The 19,093-nt window shown below is 66.4% G+C and carries 18 protein-coding genes; 7 read left to right on the forward strand and 11 right to left on the reverse strand.

The window, feature by feature from the left end; genetic code table 11:
* Positions 1-18 precede the first annotated feature (18 nt).
* Together ABLE91_RS02170 and ABLE91_RS02175 are read right to left on the reverse strand one after the other, a co-directional pair.
* Positions 19-1,098: a calcium:cation antiporter gene (locus tag ABLE91_RS02170; RefSeq protein ID WP_348927986.1), complete on the reverse strand. Its 1,080-nt coding sequence runs from the start codon at positions 1,096-1,098 to the stop codon at positions 19-21.
* A 79-nt stretch (positions 1,099-1,177) separates the two neighbouring features.
* Positions 1,178-2,092, reverse strand: coding sequence for a hypothetical protein (locus ABLE91_RS02175; protein ID WP_348927988.1), 915 nt, complete (start codon positions 2,090-2,092; stop codon positions 1,178-1,180).
* 146 nt (positions 2,093-2,238) lie between these two features.
* On the opposite strand from ABLE91_RS02175, the gene ABLE91_RS02180 reads away from it, so the two are divergent.
* From ABLE91_RS02180 to ABLE91_RS02190, 3 genes are all read left to right on the forward strand, one after another.
* Positions 2,239-5,292, forward strand: a complete 3,054-nt coding sequence (locus ABLE91_RS02180; protein WP_348927989.1) for a hypothetical protein — start codon at positions 2,239-2,241, stop codon at positions 5,290-5,292.
* Positions 5,293-5,373: 81 nt separating this feature from the next.
* The gene (locus ABLE91_RS02185) at positions 5,374-5,964 is read left to right on the forward strand and encodes an ANTAR domain-containing response regulator (protein WP_348927991.1); all 591 of its coding nucleotides are present in this window, start codon (positions 5,374-5,376) and stop codon (positions 5,962-5,964) included.
* Complete coding sequence (locus ABLE91_RS02190; RefSeq protein ID WP_348927992.1) at positions 5,961-7,097, forward strand: CmpA/NrtA family ABC transporter substrate-binding protein; 1,137 nt, start codon at positions 5,961-5,963, stop codon at positions 7,095-7,097. The genes ABLE91_RS02185 and ABLE91_RS02190 overlap by 4 nt, the downstream gene beginning before the upstream one ends.
* 54 nt (positions 7,098-7,151) lie before the next feature.
* Here the strand turns inward: ABLE91_RS02190 and ABLE91_RS02195 are convergent, their stop codons facing one another.
* From ABLE91_RS02195 to ABLE91_RS02215, 5 genes are all read right to left on the reverse strand, one after another.
* On the reverse strand, positions 7,152-7,661 hold the full coding sequence (locus ABLE91_RS02195) for a TIGR00645 family protein (RefSeq protein WP_348927994.1): 510 nt from the start codon (positions 7,659-7,661) through the stop codon (positions 7,152-7,154).
* Between the two features lie 73 nt (positions 7,662-7,734).
* Positions 7,735-8,616, reverse strand: coding sequence for a carbohydrate ABC transporter permease (locus ABLE91_RS02200; RefSeq protein ID WP_348927996.1), 882 nt, complete (start codon positions 8,614-8,616; stop codon positions 7,735-7,737).
* A 30-nt stretch (positions 8,617-8,646) separates the two neighbouring features.
* Positions 8,647-9,585: a carbohydrate ABC transporter permease gene (locus ABLE91_RS02205; RefSeq protein WP_348927998.1), complete on the reverse strand. Its 939-nt coding sequence runs from the start codon at positions 9,583-9,585 to the stop codon at positions 8,647-8,649.
* Between the two features lie 184 nt (positions 9,586-9,769).
* A complete protein-coding gene (locus tag ABLE91_RS02210; protein WP_348928000.1) occupies positions 9,770-11,089 on the reverse strand; it encodes an ABC transporter substrate-binding protein in 1,320 nt (439 codons plus the stop codon).
* Positions 11,090-11,173: 84 nt separating this feature from the next.
* A complete protein-coding gene (locus tag ABLE91_RS02215; protein WP_348928001.1) occupies positions 11,174-12,241 on the reverse strand; it encodes an ABC transporter ATP-binding protein in 1,068 nt (355 codons plus the stop codon).
* 246 nt (positions 12,242-12,487) lie between these two features.
* Between ABLE91_RS02215 and ABLE91_RS02220 the strand changes: the two genes are divergently transcribed.
* The 4 genes from ABLE91_RS02220 (at position 12,488) to ABLE91_RS02235 (ending at position 15,895) form a co-directional block, all read left to right on the forward strand.
* A complete protein-coding gene (locus ABLE91_RS02220; protein ID WP_348928003.1) occupies positions 12,488-13,453 on the forward strand; it encodes a 2-hydroxyacid dehydrogenase in 966 nt (321 codons plus the stop codon).
* 10 nt (positions 13,454-13,463) lie between these two features.
* Positions 13,464-13,904 (forward strand): AprI/Inh family metalloprotease inhibitor, encoded by a 441-nt coding sequence (locus ABLE91_RS02225; RefSeq protein WP_348928005.1) that lies wholly within the window; start codon positions 13,464-13,466, stop codon positions 13,902-13,904.
* Between the two features lie 38 nt (positions 13,905-13,942).
* Positions 13,943-14,746 (forward strand): protease inhibitor Inh/omp19 family protein, encoded by an 804-nt coding sequence (locus ABLE91_RS02230; protein ID WP_348928007.1) that lies wholly within the window; start codon positions 13,943-13,945, stop codon positions 14,744-14,746.
* Between the two features lie 246 nt (positions 14,747-14,992).
* Positions 14,993-15,895 (forward strand): TorF family putative porin, encoded by a 903-nt coding sequence (locus ABLE91_RS02235; RefSeq protein WP_348928008.1) that lies wholly within the window; start codon positions 14,993-14,995, stop codon positions 15,893-15,895.
* A 296-nt stretch (positions 15,896-16,191) separates the two neighbouring features.
* On the opposite strand, the gene radC is transcribed toward ABLE91_RS02235, so the two are convergent.
* The 4 genes from radC to ABLE91_RS02255 all read right to left on the reverse strand — a co-directional run bounded on the left by radC (position 16,192) and on the right by ABLE91_RS02255 (position 19,043).
* Positions 16,192-16,899, reverse strand: a complete 708-nt coding sequence (radC, locus tag ABLE91_RS02240; protein WP_348928010.1) for a RadC family protein — start codon at positions 16,897-16,899, stop codon at positions 16,192-16,194.
* A 2-nt stretch (positions 16,900-16,901) separates the two neighbouring features.
* The gene (gene map / locus ABLE91_RS02245) at positions 16,902-17,729 is read right to left on the reverse strand and encodes a type I methionyl aminopeptidase (protein ID WP_348928012.1); all 828 of its coding nucleotides are present in this window, start codon (positions 17,727-17,729) and stop codon (positions 16,902-16,904) included.
* 130 nt (positions 17,730-17,859) lie between these two features.
* Positions 17,860-18,573, reverse strand: a complete 714-nt coding sequence (gene sfsA, locus ABLE91_RS02250; RefSeq protein WP_348928014.1) for a DNA/RNA nuclease SfsA — start codon at positions 18,571-18,573, stop codon at positions 17,860-17,862.
* Positions 18,573-19,043 (reverse strand): PaaI family thioesterase, encoded by a 471-nt coding sequence (locus ABLE91_RS02255; RefSeq protein WP_348928016.1) that lies wholly within the window; start codon positions 19,041-19,043, stop codon positions 18,573-18,575. The genes sfsA and ABLE91_RS02255 overlap by 1 nt, the downstream gene beginning before the upstream one ends.
* Between the last annotated feature and the right edge of the window lie 50 nt (positions 19,044-19,093).

Here is a 19,093-nt window from a genome sequence, read left to right on the forward strand (position 1 = left end):
GGCGTTTTTTATTTGGGCTTACGGCACCACCGCAAAGAACAGAAACGCGGCGAAGATCACCAGATGCACGATGCCCTGAAGCACGGTGGTTCGGCCGGTGCCCAGGGTGATCACGCCGACAAACAGGGTCAGCGCCAGCAGAAGCACGTCTTTAGCACCCAGGCCGAGCGCGAGAGGCTGCCCAATCACCATCGAAACAGCGGCAACCGCCGGAATCGTCAGGCCGATGGTCGCGAGGGCGGATCCCAGCGCGAGGTTCAGGCTGGTCTGTAATCGATTGTGCCGCGCTGCCTTCAAAGCGGACAAGCCTTCCGGCAGCAGCACCAGCGCCGCAATGATGATCCCCACCACAGCCTTCGGAACTTCAAGATAGGCGATCCCGGTTTCCAGCGTGGGCGTCAGAGCCTTGGCAAGGCCGACAATGGCCACCAGCGCGCAGAGCAGAAGACCTGCGCTTATAGCCGTCGTTCTGACGGTGGGCGCAGGTGCGTGCGCCTCCGGGTCGTCATCCTGGGCCGGGAGAAAATAGTCGCGGTGCCGCACGGTCTGGATAAAGACGAAGGAGCAATAGAGCACCAGCGACACGAAACCGGCGAAGACGAGCTGCGGGGCGCTGTAGACCGGGCCGAGTTCGCTCGAGGCGAAGTTCGGAAGCACCAAGGTGAGCCCGGTGAGCGCGGCCAGAACGGCCAGCGCGGCGCTCGCCCCTTGAAGCTGAAATCCCTGTTCGTGATGACGCGCCCCGCCCCAGAGCAGGCACGCGCCCACGATGCCGTTGCACACGATCATCACGGCGGCGAAAACCGTATCGCGCGCGAGCCCTGCTTTCTCGACCGGGGCCGCGATCATGACCGAGACGATCAGCGCGGTCTCGATCACCGTTACGGCGAGGGCCAGGACAAGAGTGCCGAAGGGCTCGCCGACACGGTGTGCGACCACCTCCGCGTGGTAAACGGCCGCGAACACGGTGGCCAGCAAGGCGATTCCGATCGCCGCGACCATGATCCCCCCGCCGCCGACGAAAATTTTCGCCAGCAGGACCACCCAGGCCACGAGAGGCCACGCCCATGTCCACAAAGGCGTCCGTGCCGCGACCATGGCGATCCCCCCAAAAACCAACGTGCCAACAAGATAACATCGCACGAATGCGAACCCGAGGCGCCAACTGCCGCGGAACTCAAGGGATCTCTTGAGCCGTTGCCATGAGCCGCCCCAGCAGTCCCTCCGGGTCCGCCGCATAGGCCCGGCGCGCGCGCTCCAGGGCGGCGGCGCCGCCTCCACGGTGGCCGGCGCCGCCCACATGAAGCCAGGTGTCCACGAGGAGGAAGGGCTCCGGCTCGCCGGTGTCGGGATCGGGAAGCATGACCTCCCAGGTCTGCGCCCGGTCGAGCGCCGGCAAGGAGAGGTCACGATAGAGCACGCGCCAGTTCTGCCCGCCCGTGTCGAGGGTCAAAGGCGTGTCGGTGCCGAAATCGAGAGGCAGGTGTTCCACCGCCGCGAAATCGAACAGGCTGTAGCCGGGCCACAGGAACCAGCCGCCGAACCGCTCTCCCTTCCGCACCATGCCATAGACCGGCTGGTGCGCGAGGCGGCTGGAAAGATCGTCCGCGGCCAGCGGGATGAGGTCGTGGTCGATGAGCGCGAAGCCGCGGGGGCGCGTCGGCCTTATGAGGTTGCGCCAGATCCAGTTGAGGGCGACGCCGTGGGAGCGCGAGCCGTTCGGCCGGGAATGGAGCTGCGGCGCGGCGGGCATGGGGCAATAGAGCCGGCCCTCCTGCGTGCAGAGCGCGGCGATGCGCGCCCGGGCGGCGGGATCGGTGGAGTTGTCGCACACCACCAGGGCAAGCCCCGGCATGGCGCGCGCCATGGCCTGGGACAGGAAGGCAATGGCCTCGGGCATGTTGAAGGCCACGGTGAAGACGAGGAACTCGCCCCGGAAACGCGACAGCTCAGCGAGAAGCGCCGCCTGCCCTTCCGCCTGCCGCTTCCCATAGACCCGGTCCACGGCCATGTTGCGCAGCCGCCGCGCGCCATGGGCGAGCGGCATGGCCCCCATCCAGTCGCGAAGCGAATAATTCCCGAGATCCCGCATGACGTGGCTTTTCGCGAGGCACGCCGCCCGCGTCAAGCGGCCGCGTCGCGGTTGAACCGGGCGGGCGGGCGGCGGCTTTCCGGGGTGGCTTCGGGGCTATAGCTTTCGGCGCGCGGATCGTGTCAACGTCCGGCCAGGAGGGTCGTATGGGAAGCTTTCGCACCTGGTTCAGTGGATTTGCCTGGGGGGTCATCCTCGGCGTGCTGGGCGCTTCGGCCGCCAGCATCATGCTGTTTCGCCCCGATTTCGTCGAACGCATGCGGGCGGAGCGCCCCTTCGCGGCCGCACCACCAACCGTTTCGGCACCCGCAGCCCCGGCCGCTGCGCCGGCTGCAGCGCCCGCGCCTGTGGCCGCAGCTGCCGCCGCGCCACCTGCGGCGGCCCCAGCCGCACCGGCGGCCAGCATCCCCGCCTTCTTCACCAACACCAACACCAAGGAGGCCCTGGACAAGGGCTTCGCCCCGCCCCGCGCCTTCTCGCCGGGGGATGACCTGGTGATCCGCGGGGTCAATACCAGCAGCGGCACGCTCAACCTCTCGGTGCGCATCGACGATGCCAGCTCCAAGAACTGGATGACCAACTTCAACACCAACAGCAACTTCCCGCCCGGCCCGTTCGTCATGCGGGTACCGCTGAACAACCTGCCGACGCCGAGTTCGACCATGCTCGACGTAAACGCGCTCACCCGCTTCATCGTCTTCACCGACCAGGGCACGCCCCCGGCCAAGATCGACAGCGTGAAGATCGAGCCGCGGCAGAATTCCGGCGCGCTGACGCCCACCACCAAGGCCGCCGCCAACACGGTGACGAACGGCCAGTCCTGGCTTGCGGGGGCGCGCCTGACGGCCTCGCAGGATTTCAGCACGCCGGTGGCGTTCGACGCCAACCAGGAACTGGTGGTTTCCGGCACCAACACGTCGGCCAAGCCAGTCACCATCTATCTCCGGGTGGATGACGTGAACTCCACCAACTGGAACTCGCGGGTGAACGCCACCGCGACCTTTCCCCCCGGCCCTTTTGTCTTGCGCTCACCGGTCTCCTCCTGGGTGACTCCCTCTAAGGCGCGGCTGGACCGCACCAAGGTGAAGCGCATCGTCGTCTCCAACGGTGAGGGTGAGGGCCCCATCACGCTCAACGATCTGCATGTGGAAGCGGGCTCGCCCGTGCCGCCGGATGCGCTGGCGCTGCGCTTTGCGCCGAGCGCCGACATCCAGGTGCCGGGCTTCGAGACCGTTCTGCCCAACGATTCCCGCCTGTCCCATCCGGCCGGGGTGCTGATCCGCACCCAGAACGATCCCCTGCTGTCGAGCGGGCTCAACAATATCGACACCATCACCATCCCCTGGACCAAGAGCAGCGTCGCGACGGTTTCGCTCTGGACCGAGGATCAGGGCGAGTGGGAGTATTTTCCCCATTCCCTCAACCGCACCATCACCATCAACGGGCAGGTCATCCTCCAGCAGAGCCTGACGCCGGGCGAATGGGTGGACCAAGTCTATAAGCGCGGCCTCTGGAAGGAGGCCATGATCGACGGCGGCCCCTGGGAGGTTTACGCGAAGGACCGCTCGGGCCTGATCACCGCCACCGTGCCTGTCATCGACGGCAAGATCGTCGTGCAACTCCAGTCCGACCAGCCGCCGAACAACGGCTATCTCGCCGCCATGGTCATCGAGCCAGGCAATAGCGACACGGCGGTGGACGCCATCGAGGACTGGCGGCGCAAGCGCTATCTGGAGCGCTGGCCGGTGGTGGACAAGCCGGTGGACCCGGCGCTCGCCAAGGACGTGACGCTGCGCATCCTCCCTGCGGGCGCACCGCGCAGCCAGCATCCCTTCTGGAACCCGAGCCTGCCGTTCCAGGCCAATTTCCGCGCGCCGCGCGGCGGCGTGGTCTCCATCGATTTCCTGGCCTTCTCCAACCAGGACGACCTGATGCCCGACGTCTCGGTCACCGCGCCGGACGGCATCACCCCGCTCGTGCGCTGGGGCAAGTGGACCTATATGCGCCGCGGCGTCGGCGAGAACAGCCTCGCCATCACCTCCGACGTGCTGGACGGCGACCTCTCCCACATGCGCGTCGTCAACGGCGTCCCACGCCGGCTGAACGTCACCTTCACCGTGCCCAACACCGCCAGGGGCACCCTTCCCGTGACCCTCGCCCTCGACATCGCCGGCACCAAGGTGGAAGCCAGCGCCATGGTGGAGGTGATCCCCGTCACCCTGCCCCTCCCCGACCGGCCGGTGGGCTATTACATGGCGGCGCCCAACTGGGAGGTGTGGTTCCCGCCCGCGCCGGACGAGGCGGACCGGGGCATGGTGTGCGACTACACTGCGCTGCGCGCCTTCGGCATCAACGGCATCTCGCCCGACATGGTGATGCCGACCCCGGACAAGCTCTCCCGCTATGTGCGGCAGATGAGCCTCGTGAAGCAAGCCGGCTTCCTGCCCCCTTATTTCGACTACACCTCCGTCAAATACATGCAGGAGGCGGTGGGCTTCTCGAAGATCGGCCCGAACATCGCCTCCGCCCAGCGCGCCCTGGCCGCGGCGGGGCTTCCGAACCCCCTCTGGTCCATCGCCGACGAGCCGCCGCCGGGCGAAGCGGGTTTCACTGAGTTCAAGAGCATCCGCGACGCCATCAAGGCGGCCGCGCCGGACGCCGCCATTTCAGGCCAGCTCAACGATGCCAAGCAGCGCAACCTCCTGCCGGTGTTCGACACGGTGCTGGTCAATGACGGATTCGGGGTGAGCGCGTCCGGCTTCCAGCAGATGCGCGCCCAGAAAGTCATCCCCTGGATGTACAACATGCCCGACTTCAGGGCGGCGGCCGGCTTCCTTCTGTGGCGCACGGGCGGCCGGGGCTATCTGCAATGGCACGCCCGCGCCTGGAGCGGCGATCCGCGCGACCCCACCGACGCCCGCGAGCCCGATTATGCCATGCTGCCGCTCAGCGGCGATCGCTGCGCGCCCGCGCCGACCATCGATGCCCTGGTGATCACCACCAGCGAAGGCATCGAGGACCTGCGCTGGCTGCAATGGCTGGAGGACAAGGCATCGGGGGATTCCAAGGCCAGGGTGCTGAAGGAGGCGCTTTCCGATGCGGTGCCCGCCGACTGGGTCTCCTTCCAGAAGACCCCGCCCTCTTTGCCGGCGCTTCGCGACAAGATCATCGACTTCGCTCTTGCCGCCTCAGGCGGGTGAGGCACACATCCTCATCGTCCGCCGCGGGACAGGGAGTGGTCCGCTCCTTGCCTGTGGAGGCCAACAGCGTCGCGAAGGTTCATGGCGAACGATCTCTCCTTGCGCATCGTCATCGTCGATGACAGTCCCGTCCGTGCGGCCATCCTCAGCGAGGGGCTGCAGGAGGCGGGATTTGTCAACGTGCTGCGCCTGGAAGGGGTCAACAACCTTCTGGAGCGCATCTACGCCATCGACCCTGATGTGATCATCATCGACTTGGAAAACCCCAGCCGCGACACCATCGAGCAGATGTTCCAGGTGAGCCGCGAGGTGAAGCGGCCGGTGGCCATGTTCGTGGACCAGTCGGACAAGTCCACCATCGAGGAGGCTATCGCCGCCGGCGTCGCCTCCTATGTGGTGGACGGCCTGCGCAAGGACCGGGTGCGGCCGATCCTGGAGACCACCATCTCGCGCTACCGCGCCTTCGCCCGGCTCCGGGAGGAGCTGGAGGAGGCGAAGAGCCAGCTTGAGGAGCGCAAGCTCGTGGACCGGGCGAAACTGATCCTCATGAAGGCCAAGAATATCGACGAGCAGACCGCCTACGGCCTGATCCGGCGCACCGCCATGAACGAGAAGAAGCGCCTCGTCGACATTGCCCAATCCATCATCACCGCCGCGGAGCTCCTGCGATGAGACGCCTCGCCATGGGCTTCATTCCCTTGACCGACGCCGCTGTGCTCATCGCGGCGGCGGAGCGCGGCTTCTCCATGGCCGAGGGCATCGAGATCGACCTGCACCGGGAGGTCTCCTGGGCCAATATCCGCGACAAGGTGAATGTGGGCCTTCTGGACGGCGCCCACATGCTGGGTCCGCTCGCCATCGCCTCCTCGCTGGGCCTCGGCCATGTGCGGGTGCCGCTCGTGGTGCCGTTCGCGCTCAACCTCAATGGCAGCGCCATCACCATCGCCAAGGACATCTATGAAGAGATGGGCGAGACCGGCACCGACCTCTCCACCGCGCTGGGCGCCGCCGGCGCCCTCGGCCGGGTGGTGGCGGCCCGCCGGGCGGCCGGGCACGACCCGCTCACGTTTGCTGCGGTCTATTCCTTCTCCACCCACACCTATCTCATCCGCCATTTCCTGAAAGCCGGCGGCATCGACCCGGACAAGGACGTGCGCCTGGTGGTCATCCCCCCGCCCTTCACGGCGGAAAGCCTGCGCAACGGGCTGATCCACGGCTTCTGCGTCGGCAGCCCCTGGAACAGCGTGGCGGTGGAAGCGGATGTGGGGCGCATCGCGGCGCTGGGCGCGGAGATCTTCGGGTGGGTGCCCGAGAAGGTGCTGGGCGTCCATGCCCGCTTCGTCAACACCGAGCCGGACCTGCTGCGGCGCCTCGTGCGGGCGCTCCATGCCGCCGCCCGCTGGTGCGAGGATCCGGCCAATCACGAGGACCTTGCCCGCCTCCTCGCCGAGCCGCGCCATCTCGGCCTGCCCGCCGATATCCTCAGGCGCACTTTGGACGGGCGCCTCCACACGGCGCCCGGCGGCGCGCTGCGCGCGCACCCCGACTATCTCGTGCTGAACCGCGACAATGCCAACCGGCCGAACCTCGACCATGCGCTGTGGATGTACAGCCAGATCGTCAAGGCCGGCCAGGGCGAGTGGACGGCGGATGCTGCGCGCGAGGCCATCTCGGTCTACCGGCCGGATCTGTTCGATGCGGCAGTCGGCCCGCCCGTCCCCGCCCCGCGCCCGGAGCCCGACTGCGTCGCGACGCAGTTCGGCGACGTGTTCGACCCCGAACGGTTCCTCGCGACGGGGGAATGAGGCGTCTGCTCCCGATAGAGGCGCGAGGCAGCCCGGCCGAGGATGGGATTGCCCTCAGTGCGCTCCGGGGGACGGCCCGCCGATCCTGTCGGACCATGCCAGCACGAGGCTCGAGCCCACGAACACCACATGGATGATCACCAGCCACATGAGCTGGGTCGTGTCCGCATTCGCGTCGAGGTTCATGAAGGCCTTCAGCAGCGATATGGCCGAGATGGCGACGATGGAGGCCAGCAGCTTCTGCTTGAGCCCTGAGAAATCCACCCGCGTCATCCATTCCGGCCAGTCGGGATGCCCCGCGGGATCGATCTTCGAAACGAAATTCTCGTAGCCGGAGAAGATGACGATCAGCACCAGATTGCCGGTGAAGGTGAGGTCCACCAGGGTCAGCACGCCGAGGATGACGTCGCTCTCGCTGGCGCCCACCGCATGGGTCACGAAATGCAGCAGCTCGTGGCCGAACTTGAAAAGCAGCACCAGCAGCGCGATGACGAGGCCGAGATAGAAGGGCGCCATCAGCCAGCGGCTGCGGAACAACACCTGCTCGATCAACTTCTCGACCATTCCAGCTCCTCCGCCTTGCCCATCCGAGGTGCCATGTTCACCACCGGATCGGCAAGGGGAGAAAGCACCGCGCCTATTCCTTCACGGCCCCCGTCATGGACGACACGTAATAGTCCACGAAGAAGGAATAGAGGATCACCACCGGCAGGGAGCCGATCAGCGCACCGGCCATGAGCGCCCCCCATTCATAGACGTCCGAGCGCACCAATTCGGTGAGCACCCCCACCGGCACGGTCTTGTTCTCCGACGAGGCGATGAAGGTGAGCGCGTAGATGAACTCGTTCCAGGAGAGCGTGAAGGAGAAGATGCCCGCCGAGATCAACCCCGGCACGGAGAGCGGCAGCAGTACCTTCAGGAGGATCTGCCAGCGCGAGGCGCCGTCCACCAGGGCGCATTCCTCCAGCTCGTAGGGGATGGAGCGGAAATAGCCCATGAGCAGCCAGGTGGAGAACGGCACCAGGAAGGTCGGGTAGGTGAGGATGAGCGCCAGCTTGGTGTCGTAGATGCCGATCTTGAACACCATCAGGGCCAGCGGGATGAACAGGATCGAAGGCGGCACCAGATAGGCGAGGAAGATGCCGAGCCCCACCCAGCGCGAGCCATGGAAGCGCAGCCGCTCGATGGCGTAGGCGGCGAACACCGAGGTCACGAGCGAGATGGCCGTGGCGAAGAAGGACACGAGCATCGTGTTCCAGAGCCAGCCGGGATAGGAGGTCTCGAACAGCAGATACTTGATGTGCTCGAGCGTGGGCTCCACCACCCAGAGCGGCGAGTAATTGGCGTAGTCGGTGAGCTGGTGGTTCGGCTTGATGGCGGTGATCGCCATCCAGTAGAACGGAAACAGCAGCACGAACACGAAGACCAGAAGCGGCAGCATCACGGTGATGAGCCGCTTCGGCAGGCTGTCCAGATAGCTCATGCCGGTGGAATGGTCGGCGACGCTCTGGTCGTTCATGGGGCTGTCCTCGAAACGTGAGCGCTCATCTCAATCCCCTCCGCCCTGCTGCCATTTCCGCCGCTGCAGGCCGAAATAGCTGAAGAGGATGGCGGAGAGCAGGAACGGGATCATCGCCACCGCGATGGCCGCGCCCTCGCCCAGTTGCCCGCCGGGGATGGCACGCTGGAAGGACAGCGTCGCCATGAGATGCGTGGCGTTGAGCGGCCCGCCGCGGGTGAGCACGTAGATGAGCTGGAAGTCGGTGAAGGTGAACAGCACCGAGAAGGTCATCACCACAGCGATGATGGGCGAGAGCATGGGCAGGGTGATGTAGCGGAAGCGCTGCCACCCGCTCGCCCCGTCCAGCGTCGCCGCCTCGTGCAGCGAGGCCGGGATGGTCTGGAGGCCGGCGAGCAGCGAGATGGCGACGAACGGAATGCCGCGCCACACGTTCGCGGCGATCACCGAGGCGCGCGCATTGGTGCTGTCACCCAGGAAGTTGATGTTGTGGTCGATCAGCCCGAGCTTGATGAGCGCCCAGGAGATGATCGAGAACTGCGCGTCGAAGATCCACCAGAAGGCGATGGCGGACAACACGGTGGGCACCACCCAGGGCAGCAGCACAACGGCGCGGAAGAACGACTTGAACGGCAGATGCTGGTTCAACAGCAGCGCCAGCCACAGCCCGAGGGCGAACTTCAGGATCGAGGCGGCGATCGTGTAGAGTAGCGTGTTGAAGACGGCGAGCCAGAACACGCTGTCTTCCCACAGCGACTGGTAGTTTTCGAGGCCGATGAACACGCCGGCGCGGCCGATGCGCGTGTCGGTGAAGCCGAGCCACACGCCGAGGCCGAGCGGATAGGTGAGGAAGAACAGCAGGAAGACGGCCGCAGGCAGCAGGAAGAGAAGGCCGAGCACATGCCGCCCCTGGCCGATGCCCGCCCACCAGCGCCTGCGCGCGGGGGCTCCTGCTGCGATGTCCGCCATGAAAATAACCCTTGCTCCACACAAGCCGTCATGGCCGGGCTCGTCCCGGCCATCCACGCGGCTCCGCTCGGTACGCGCTTAAGGGAGGGCCGTGGACGCCCGGGACGAGCCCGGGCCTGACGGCTCCAAAGCGTTAAGATAAGTGCCGCCCCGCTTGCCCTGACGAAAGCGGGGCGGCTACGGGTCAGCCGCGATAGATGCGGTTCGCCCGCGTCTCGGCGCGCTTGGCCGCCTCTTCCGGCGAGCGCTGGCCGGTTGCGGCCTCCGCCACCATGTCCACCACGATCCAGTCCGCCATGGCCGCGGCCGATTGCGGGCCGAGCGGGCCGGAATAGCCGTTGGGCCGCAGCAGCTCGGAGGCCTTGGCATAAGGCGCGTGGTTGGGATCGGAGGTCCACACCGGGTTGTTGGCGAACGCCTTCAGCGTCTGGCAGCAATAGCCGCTGGAGCCCTGGATCCAGGCATTCATCTGCGGCGCGTCGTACATGAAGGCCATGTAGGCCTGCGCCGCCTTGGGGAACTTGGTGTACTTGAAGATGCAGGCCGAGGTGGTCTGCGCAAGCTCCGCCGGGCCGAGGGGCCCCACCGGCATGTTGGTGGTCTTGATGTCCTTCGCCATGTCGGCGAGCTTCGGATCGTTCTTCGCGGCGTAGTAGAGCGACACGCCGTTGGCGGTGACCGAGATCTCACCCGCGAGGAAGGCGCGGTTGTTGTTGACGTCGAGCCAGCTTTCCGTGCCCGGAATGAAGGTCTTGTAGAGTTCGGCCGCGTATTTCAGCGCGGCGACGGTCTCGGGGCTGTTGATGACCACCTTGGACTTGTCGTCCACCATCCTGCCGCCGTGGCTCCAGAGCACCCAGTGGCAGAAATTGTTGCCGTCGCCGACCCCGTGGCCCAGCGTGAAGCCCATGGGGTGGTTCTTCGCCTTCAGCGCCTTGGCGAGCTCAAGGAAGCCCTTGGTGTCGTTCGGGAACTGCGAGAAGCCCGCGTCCTTCACCCAGCTGTCGCGATAGCACACCGCATTGCCGATGGTGGCGAGCGGCAATGCGATGAACTTGCCGTCGGCCTTCGCATACGCCTCGTTGCCGGGATACCAGCCGCCATATTTCGCGCCGAGGGCGTTGGCGAGCGGGGTCACGTCCAGAAGCTTGTCGGGATATTGCTGGGCGTCGTCGAACCACACCCACACGATGTCCGGCCCCGAGCCGACATTCGCCGCCACCGCCGCCTTGGGGCGGATATCTTCCCAGCTCTCCTTGTCGATGCGTACATCGACCCCGGTGGCCTCGGTGAACTTCTTGGTGTTGGCGATCCAGGCGTCCTCCTCGCCCTTCACGAACGGCGCCCAGCGCAGCACGCGCAGGGAGGCGCCCTGCTCCGGCTTCAGATCGGGCATGGCCGCGCCCTGGGCGAAGGCCGGCAGGGCGCCGAGCCCTGGCAGGACGGCGGCCGCACCGGCAAGGCCAGCACCGCCGAGCAACACGTCGCGTCTCGAAATGGTCATAGCGTTCCTCCAATCACGTCGTTGCGTGCATTCTTCAGTGCCGGCCGCTTGCGGTGCGTTCCCGCGCGGCTCTTCTCGGCGTTTTTACTGGACCAGGCGCGCGCCGCTCGCCTCGTCGAACAGATGGGCCAGCCCCGCATGCGGGGTGATGTGGATGGTCTCTCCCGGCCGGAACATGATGCGCTCGCGGAACAGGAGGGTGATGTCCTGTCCGCCGAGGCGCGCGACGACGAGGATTTCCGACCCGGTCGGCTCCACCACCACCACCTCGACGGGAACGCCGTTGGGGTCGATGCGCACATGCTCGGGCCGCAGCCCGTAGACCGCGCGGCGGCCGTCCACATTGCCCGGGACGCCCTCCACCGGCAGGGTCGCGCCGCCATCGGTCACGAAGGAGGCGGTGCCGTTCACCCGCACCGTGCCCTTGATGAAATTCATGGCCGGAGAGCCGATGAAGCCCGCCACGAACTGGTTCATCGGATGGTCGTAAAGGTCGAGCGGGGCGCCGATCTGCTCAACCACGCCGTCATGCATCACCACGATCTTGTCGGCCATGGTCATGGCCTCGATCTGGTCGTGGGTGACGTAGACCGTGGTGGTCTTCAGGCGCTGGTGCAATTCCTTGATCTCGGTGCGCATCTGCACGCGCAGCTTGGCGTCGAGGTTGGAGAGCGGCTCGTCGAACAGGAACACCTGCGGATCGCGCACGATGGCGCGCCCCATGGCGACGCGCTGGCGCTGGCCGCCGGAAAGCTGGCGCGGATAGCGCTCCAGCAGATGGGAGAGGCCGAGAATCTCCGCCGCCCGCTGTACCCGGCCGTCGATCTCGGTCTTCGGCGCGCCACGCAGCTTCAGGGAGAAGCCCATGTTCGCGCCCACCGTCATGTGCGGGTAGAGCGCGTAGTTCTGGAACACCATGGCGATGTCCCGCTCCTTCGGCGGGAGATCGTTGACCACGCGGTTGCCGATAAGGATCTCACCCCCGGTGATATTCTCCAGGCCCGCAATCATGCGCAGGAGCGTGGACTTTCCGCAGCCGGAGGGGCCGACCAGCACCACGAACTCACCGTCGCGGATATTCACGTCCACGCCGTGAATTACCGCAGTCGTGCCATAGGCCTTTTTCACTCCGCGAATATCGACGGTCGCCATTCCAACTCCGCTCCTGGACATCCAACCCATATGGCCTGCGGAGACACCTGGCGTGGTGGTCGCAAGCCTTTAGTATTGGGCCGCGCCAAGGCGGCCGCGCCGCCTCATCGGGCAGCTTGCAAGTGGATCATGGTGCGCGGGTGCGCCGTGATCAAGCGAAACTTAAAACGATTGAACCAAAGGAGGGGGAGGGTTATTCCCGAACCTGCCTCCGGCATCCCACCCCTCCCGCATACCGAGCGAGCCATGAGCGAAGACACCCGCCCCGTTTTGCTTTTGACCGGAATGATCATGGACCATGTGGTGGAGCGCCAGCTGAAGGAGCGTTTCCACCTGGTGGGCGCAGAGGACTTCGAAGGCGCGCTGGCGGCCCATGGAGATGAGGTGCGCGGCGTCGTCACGCGCGGCAGCCGGGGGGTCACGGCCGCGGTGATCGAGCGCCTGCCGAAGCTTGAGATCATCTCCAATTTCGGCGTCGGCTACGATTCAGTGGACGCGGCGACAGCGGCAAAGCATGGCGTCATGGTCACCAATACGCCGGACGTGCTGAACGAGGAGGTGGCGGACCTTGCCCTCGGCCTGCTGCTTGCCACCATCCGCGAGATCCCGCAGGCCGACCGTTACGTGCGGGACGGCAAGTGGAAGGCCGCCGCCTTCCCGCTCGGCGCGACTTTGCGCGGCCGATCCATCGGCATTGTCGGCATGGGACGCATCGGCCGAGCCATCGCCAAGCGCATCGAAGCGTTCGGCCTGCCCATCGCCTATCACACCCGCGGCCCCGTGCCCGATCTCCCCTACCCCCATTATCTAGACCTGGTCGCCATGGCGCGGGACGTGGACACGCTCATCCTCATCCTGCCCGGCGGCCCGTCCACACGCGGTATCGTGAATGCCGAGGTTCTGGCCGCCCTCGGACCCAACGGCGTGCTGATCAACGTGGCGCGCGGCTCCGTGGTGGATGAGCCGGCTTTGATCGAGGCGCTGAAGGCGCGCACCATCCTGGCCGCCGGCCTCGACGTGTTCGCGGACGAGCCCAACGTGCCGGAGGCGCTGCGCGCGCTCGACAATGTGGTGCTGCTGCCCCACGTGGGCTCGGCGACCCACTTTACTCGCACCGCCATGGGCCAGCTGGTGGTGGACAATGTGATATCGTGGTTCGACGGCAAGGGGCCTGTGACGCCAGTTGCGGAGACGCCGTGGCCGAAGGGCTGAGGGGGCGGGAATGGACGGGCGCGGGTCGATCCTGGCCGGGGCGCTGAGCCTCGGAATATCGAGCCTTGGAATGCTTCTGCCCATTGCGGCCGGCGCCCAGACCTTCGAGCCCATCAAGCCCATGGATACGGCCGGCGTCGACAAGGCGATGCTGGACGATGTCTTCGGCCGCTACGAAATCCGCGACGCCACTGGCAAGAAGAAGTGCCGCATCATCTTGAAGCGGGACTATATGATCGGCGGCATGCAGATCGAGGTGGCGAAGGATTGCGCCGCCCAATTCCCCGTCATGGGCGAGATCACCGCCTGGCGCCTCATGGAGAGCTGGACCATCGACCTCGTCGATGCCCTGCGCAAGACGCGGGTGCGCTTCCAGACCCCCGACGAGCGCTATGTGGCGATCCCCGAGGTGGATGGCATGGACGAACTGTTCAAGCTGCCGGCCCGCTGAAGCTTCACCTCCCAACCGCTCTGGGATAGCCTTCATCCATGCGCGTCGCCTCCGCACTTTCGGCCCTGCTCCTCGGTGTCGCTTTCGCGATGCCCGCCGGCGCGCAGTCCAACACCCCGCCGAAGCCCGTGCCGGACCCGAAGGCCTCTTCGGCCAAGCCCGCAGCGCCAAAGCCGCAGGCGGCGAAGCCTGCGCCGCCACCGAAGGTGGACCCGGCCCTCCAGGCGGCCGCCCAGAAGATTGCGGGGCCGTTCACCCTTTCCAGCGCGGACGGCGCGCGCACCTGCCCGGTCACGCTCAAGCCGGAGCCCGCCGCAGCCAACTTCGCCGCCACGCTCGATGCCGGCGCCTGCGCCAGCATACCGTTCACCCTCCAGGTCATGGGCTGGGTGCCCGATCCGTCGGGGTCGATTCGCTTCACGGGCACGGACGGCCGCACGGTGGCGGAATTCACCGAGGGAACGGGGGGCACCTATGAGGCGCTGCGCGAAGGCGACGGCGTCTACTTCCTCTCCAGCCCGGCGGCCGTGACGACGGTGGAGGTCTCGGCCGAGGAGATGATCGGGGACTGGGATCTTGCCCGGGCTGCAGGCAGCCCGGCCTTGTGCCGCTGGACTCTGACGGGGGACGCGCAGGCGGGCGGCGGCTTCCAGGTGAAGGTCGCGCCAGGGTGCAATACGGCGCTTGCGGACTTCTCCCCCGCCACCTGGCGCGTGGAAGGGGGAAATGTGGTGGTGAACTCGTCCGCCGGCGCTCCGCCGCTGCGATTCGCCCGGCAGGAAGACGGCGGTTGGGCCAAGACCCCGGAGCGCGGGCGCCCGCTCCTCCTGTTGCGCCCATGATACAGCCGGAAGAAGCTCGGCCGTATAAAGATGAGGCGCCGTCCCTATAAGTAACGCCTAAAAATGGCGTCCCCGCCCCCCTTCCTCCATTGCTTTCACTACTGCTGTTGCAGGACTGCAACAATTAGAATCCAGCATTCATGCGGGTTTGCCTAATTTTCAAGCAAAGAATGCCCGTTTTTTCACATTGGAGAATGTGCAGAAATTTGGTCTCAATCTGGACAGATATCCATTGGGGGTTCGTGTATGAAAAAGCTCGTTGTTGCCGCTGCCGCTAGCATGATGATCGCCGGCGCTGCCCATGCTGCCGACATGTCCATGCCTGTGAAGGCGGTCGTGGCTCCGCCCCCGCCGCCCCTGTTCGATATTGCCTTCGGCGTTACGGGAACTTCGGACTATCTCTTCCGCGGCATCAGCCAGACCAACAACAACCCCGCCATCCAGGGCTTCGTCGAGCTGCAGGCGTTCGACTGGCTCTACCTCAACGTCTGGGCGTCCAACCAGAACTGGGTCGAGAACTTCCTCTGGGACGGCAACAGCTCGCTTGAAGTCGACTTCTCCGGCGGCCTGCGCCACACCTGGGGTGCCTTCACCCTCGACGTCGGCGCCATCTACTACATGTACCCGGGCAGCAGCTCGAGCCTCGATCCGGTCACGCTGACCATGACCGGCCCCGGCTCCACCGATTACAATTACTGGGAAATCTACGCGAAGCCGTCCTACGTGGTGGCCCCATGGCTGACCGTCGGCCTTGGCCTCAACTGGACCAGCGACTTCGCCGCCACCGGCACCGACGGCACGGCGCTGTCGCTCAATGCCAAGGTTCCCCTGCCGGCCTTCGGCCCGTCCGGCGACTTTGGCTGGTTCCTCTCGGGTGAGTATGGCCATCAGTGGCTCTCCTCCTCGGCCTACAATTATGATGTCACCAACATCTTCACCGGCATCACCACCAACACCACGATCCCCGGCTACAACTGGTGGAACGTCGGCGTCGCCTTCACCTACAAAGTTGCGACCCTCGATCTGCGCTACTCCGGCACCGACCTGAGCGGTGACGACTGCGCCTTCATCATCGGCAACAACAGCGCCTGCGGCGACAAGTTCGTGGCGACCCTGTCGTTCGCGACCTCGCTGAACGCCTTCAAGTGACCTGACCCGGCGCGCGGCTCCGCCCGCGCCGGACCTCCAAAGACGCCGCGCGAAAGCGCGGCGTTTTTTTATGCGCCCACCACAGATTGCTTGTCCCGGACAAGTGAGAGCGCAGCTCGAACGCCGATCCGGGATCCAGCGCAAGGAGCCGCCGAAGGCGCTTCACCCCGCCAGCGCCGCCACGCGGCGATGGCGCAAGGGCGCTGGTCGCGGGGTGACGGCTTCGCCGAAGTCTGGCGCTGGGTCCCGGATCTGCGCTCCGCCTACGGCGTCGCTTGTCCAGGACAACACCCCCCTCAGATCAGCCGCAGGCCCTTCAGGCTGGCATGGCCGTCCTTGCCGACGATGATGTGGTCATGCACCTCGATGCCCAGGGGCTTCGCCACATCGATGATCTTGCGGGTCATGTCGATGTCGGCGCGCGAGGGCGTCGGGTCGCCGGACGGGTGGTTATGACAGAGGATCAGGGCCGAGGCGGAGACCTCCAGCGCCCGTTTCACCACTTCGCGCGGATAGACGGGCGCGTGGTCCACGGTGCCGGTCTGGACCACCTCGTCGGCGATGAGCTGGTTGCGCTTGTCGAGGAACAGCACCCGCACCTGCTCACGCTCGGAAAACGCCATGGCGGTGCGGCAATATTCGATCACCGACGACCAGGAGGACAGAACCGGGCGCCGCTTCACCTGGCCCCGCGCGATCCTGTGGGCCGCCGCCTCCACCAGCTTCAGCTCGGTGACGACGGAGGGCGTGAGGCCCGGCATCTCCTCAAGAAGGCCTGCCGGCGCCCCCACCACCTCGGCGAACGAGCCGAATCGGTCCACTAGGGCCTTTGCGAGCGGCTTCACATCCCGCCGCGGGATCGCCCGAAACAGCACCAGCTCCAAAAGCTCGTAGTCCGCCAGCGCCGCTGCTCCTGCCTCGCGGAAGCGGCTGCGCAGCCGGTCCCGATGGCCGTGGAAATGCGGTGTCGCCTCCGCAAGCCCGTCCTCGGGTTTTTCCGCCATGGTCAGGCCGGCAGATAAGGCGGCTTGTGGTAGCCCTTGGGGCTCAGGGTGAAGATCTCCACGCCGGTTTCCGTCACCCCCACCGCGTGCTCGAACTGGGCCGAGAGGGAGCGGTCGCGGGTCACCGCCGTCCAGCCGTCGGACAGCACCTTCACATGCGGGCGGCCGAGATTGATCATGGGCTCGACGGTGAAGATCATGCCCGGCTTCAGCTCCGGCCCCTCGCCGCGCCGGCCCACATGGACGATGTTGGGCTCGTCGTGGAACACCTGCCCCACGCCATGGCCGCAGAAGTCGCGCACCACGCTCATATGCTGCGGCTCGACGAATTCCTGGATGGCTGCGCCGATATCGCCCACATGCCCGCCGGGGCGGATGGCCTGGATGCCGCGCATCATGGCGTCATAGGTCACCTCGAGCAGGCGCTCGGCGCGGCGCGGCACGGCGCCGATGCCGAACATGCGGCTCGAATCGCCGTACCAGCCGTCCAGCACCAGGGTCACGTCCACATTCACGATGTCGCCGTCGCGCAGGGGGCGCGCATTGGGCATGCCGTGGCAGACCACATGGTTGATGGAGGTGCAGACCGAATAGCGGTAGCCGCGATACATCAGCGTCGCGGGATAGGCGCCGTGGTCCATGGCGAAGTCGAAGACCAGCTTGTCGATGGCGTCCGTCGACACGCCGGGGCCGACCATCTCCGCCACCGCGTCCAGCACCTGCGCGGTCAACTGGCCGGCGCGGCGCATGCCCTCGAAGCCTTCCGGCCCGTAGAGCTTGATGTGTCCGGTCTTTCGCAGCGGCGCGTGGGCCGCTTCCACATAAGTCATGAAACTCGTCCTGCCGGCTGAAAGCGCCTTGCCTCTTTCTTCCAGATTTAGGCCAACAATCGCGCAAAGCAAGCGGGCACGGCATTTTGGCGGTGTTGTAAGGTGGCAGGCGCCCCTGCCATCGCCACCGTCATCCCAGCATGGGCACCTCGCGGGCCACCTCGATGCCCTCGACGCTCATGGCGCAGATCAGCGCCGCCGCCTCCACGCCCGCCGCCCGCGCCACGTCGAATGCCGCGCCATAAGCGGGGTCGATGTCGCGGGCGAGCGAAATGCTCTGTGCCGAGCCGATCTGGCTCAGATAGACCATCACCGCCCGCGCCCCGCCGGCCGCCATGGCGGCAAGCTCGACGAGATGCTTTGTGCCGCGCGCCGTGACGCAGTCCGGGAACTCAGTAAAGCCGGGCCGGCGGATGAGGTGGACGTTCTTCACCTCCACATAGCAGGGCGCCCGCCCCTCCCCCTCCAGCAGCAGGTCGATGCGGCTGTTGACGCCGTACTTCACCTCGCGTCGCAGGGTGTCGTAGCCGGCGAGCGCGGGGATGCGGCCGGCGCGCACCGCCTCGGCCACCAGTGCGTTGGGATGCATGGTGTTGACGCCCACGAGCTCCAGGCCCGCGCCGAAATCCGCCTCCACCAGCTCCCAGCCGAAGGCGAGCTTGCGGCCGGCGGTGGTGGCGCGAGAGAGCCAGACGCGGGAGCCGGGCGTCGTCAGCCCGGTCATGGCGCCGGAATTTGCCACATGGACCGTGGTCTCGGTGCCGTCCTCCAGCACCACGTCGGCGAGGAAGCGCTTATAGCGGCGCAGCAATGTCGCCGGCACCAGGGGAGCGGGAAACCGCATCAGGCGCGCGCGTCGCTGCGGCCCATCAGGCAGATGAGGGTCTGTGTGGCGGTGGCGCAATGGGTGCGCTCGGCACCGCGTTCGGCGTAGACGTCGATCTTCACGATGGTGAGCGTGCGCCCGGAACGCACCACCTCGCCCACCGCCACCAGCCGCTCGCCGCGGCCGGGCGCCATGATGTTGATCTTGTACTCCACCGTGAGCACGGTGGCGTCAGCTGGGAACAGCGTGAAGGCCGCATAGCCTCCAGCGGTGTCCGCAATGGCACCGACCGCGCCGCCATGGAAGAAGCCGTGCTGCTGGGTCTCGTGCTCCGCATAAGGCAGGATCACTTCCGCCCGCCCCGGCGCCACATCCCCCAATTGCGCGCCCATATGCGCCATGAACGGCTGCCGGGCGAAGCTGTCGCGCACCCGGCGCTCATAGTCGGGGTCAGCAGGCGTGAAGGCGGGCGCGGCGGGAAGGGTCATGGCGGGGTCCGGGCAGGGATTGCCCGCATAGAGACGCAAGGGAGCGCCGG

Source organism: Aquabacter albus (assembly GCF_040049275.1).
GTDB lineage: Bacteria > Pseudomonadota > Alphaproteobacteria > Rhizobiales > Xanthobacteraceae > Aquabacter.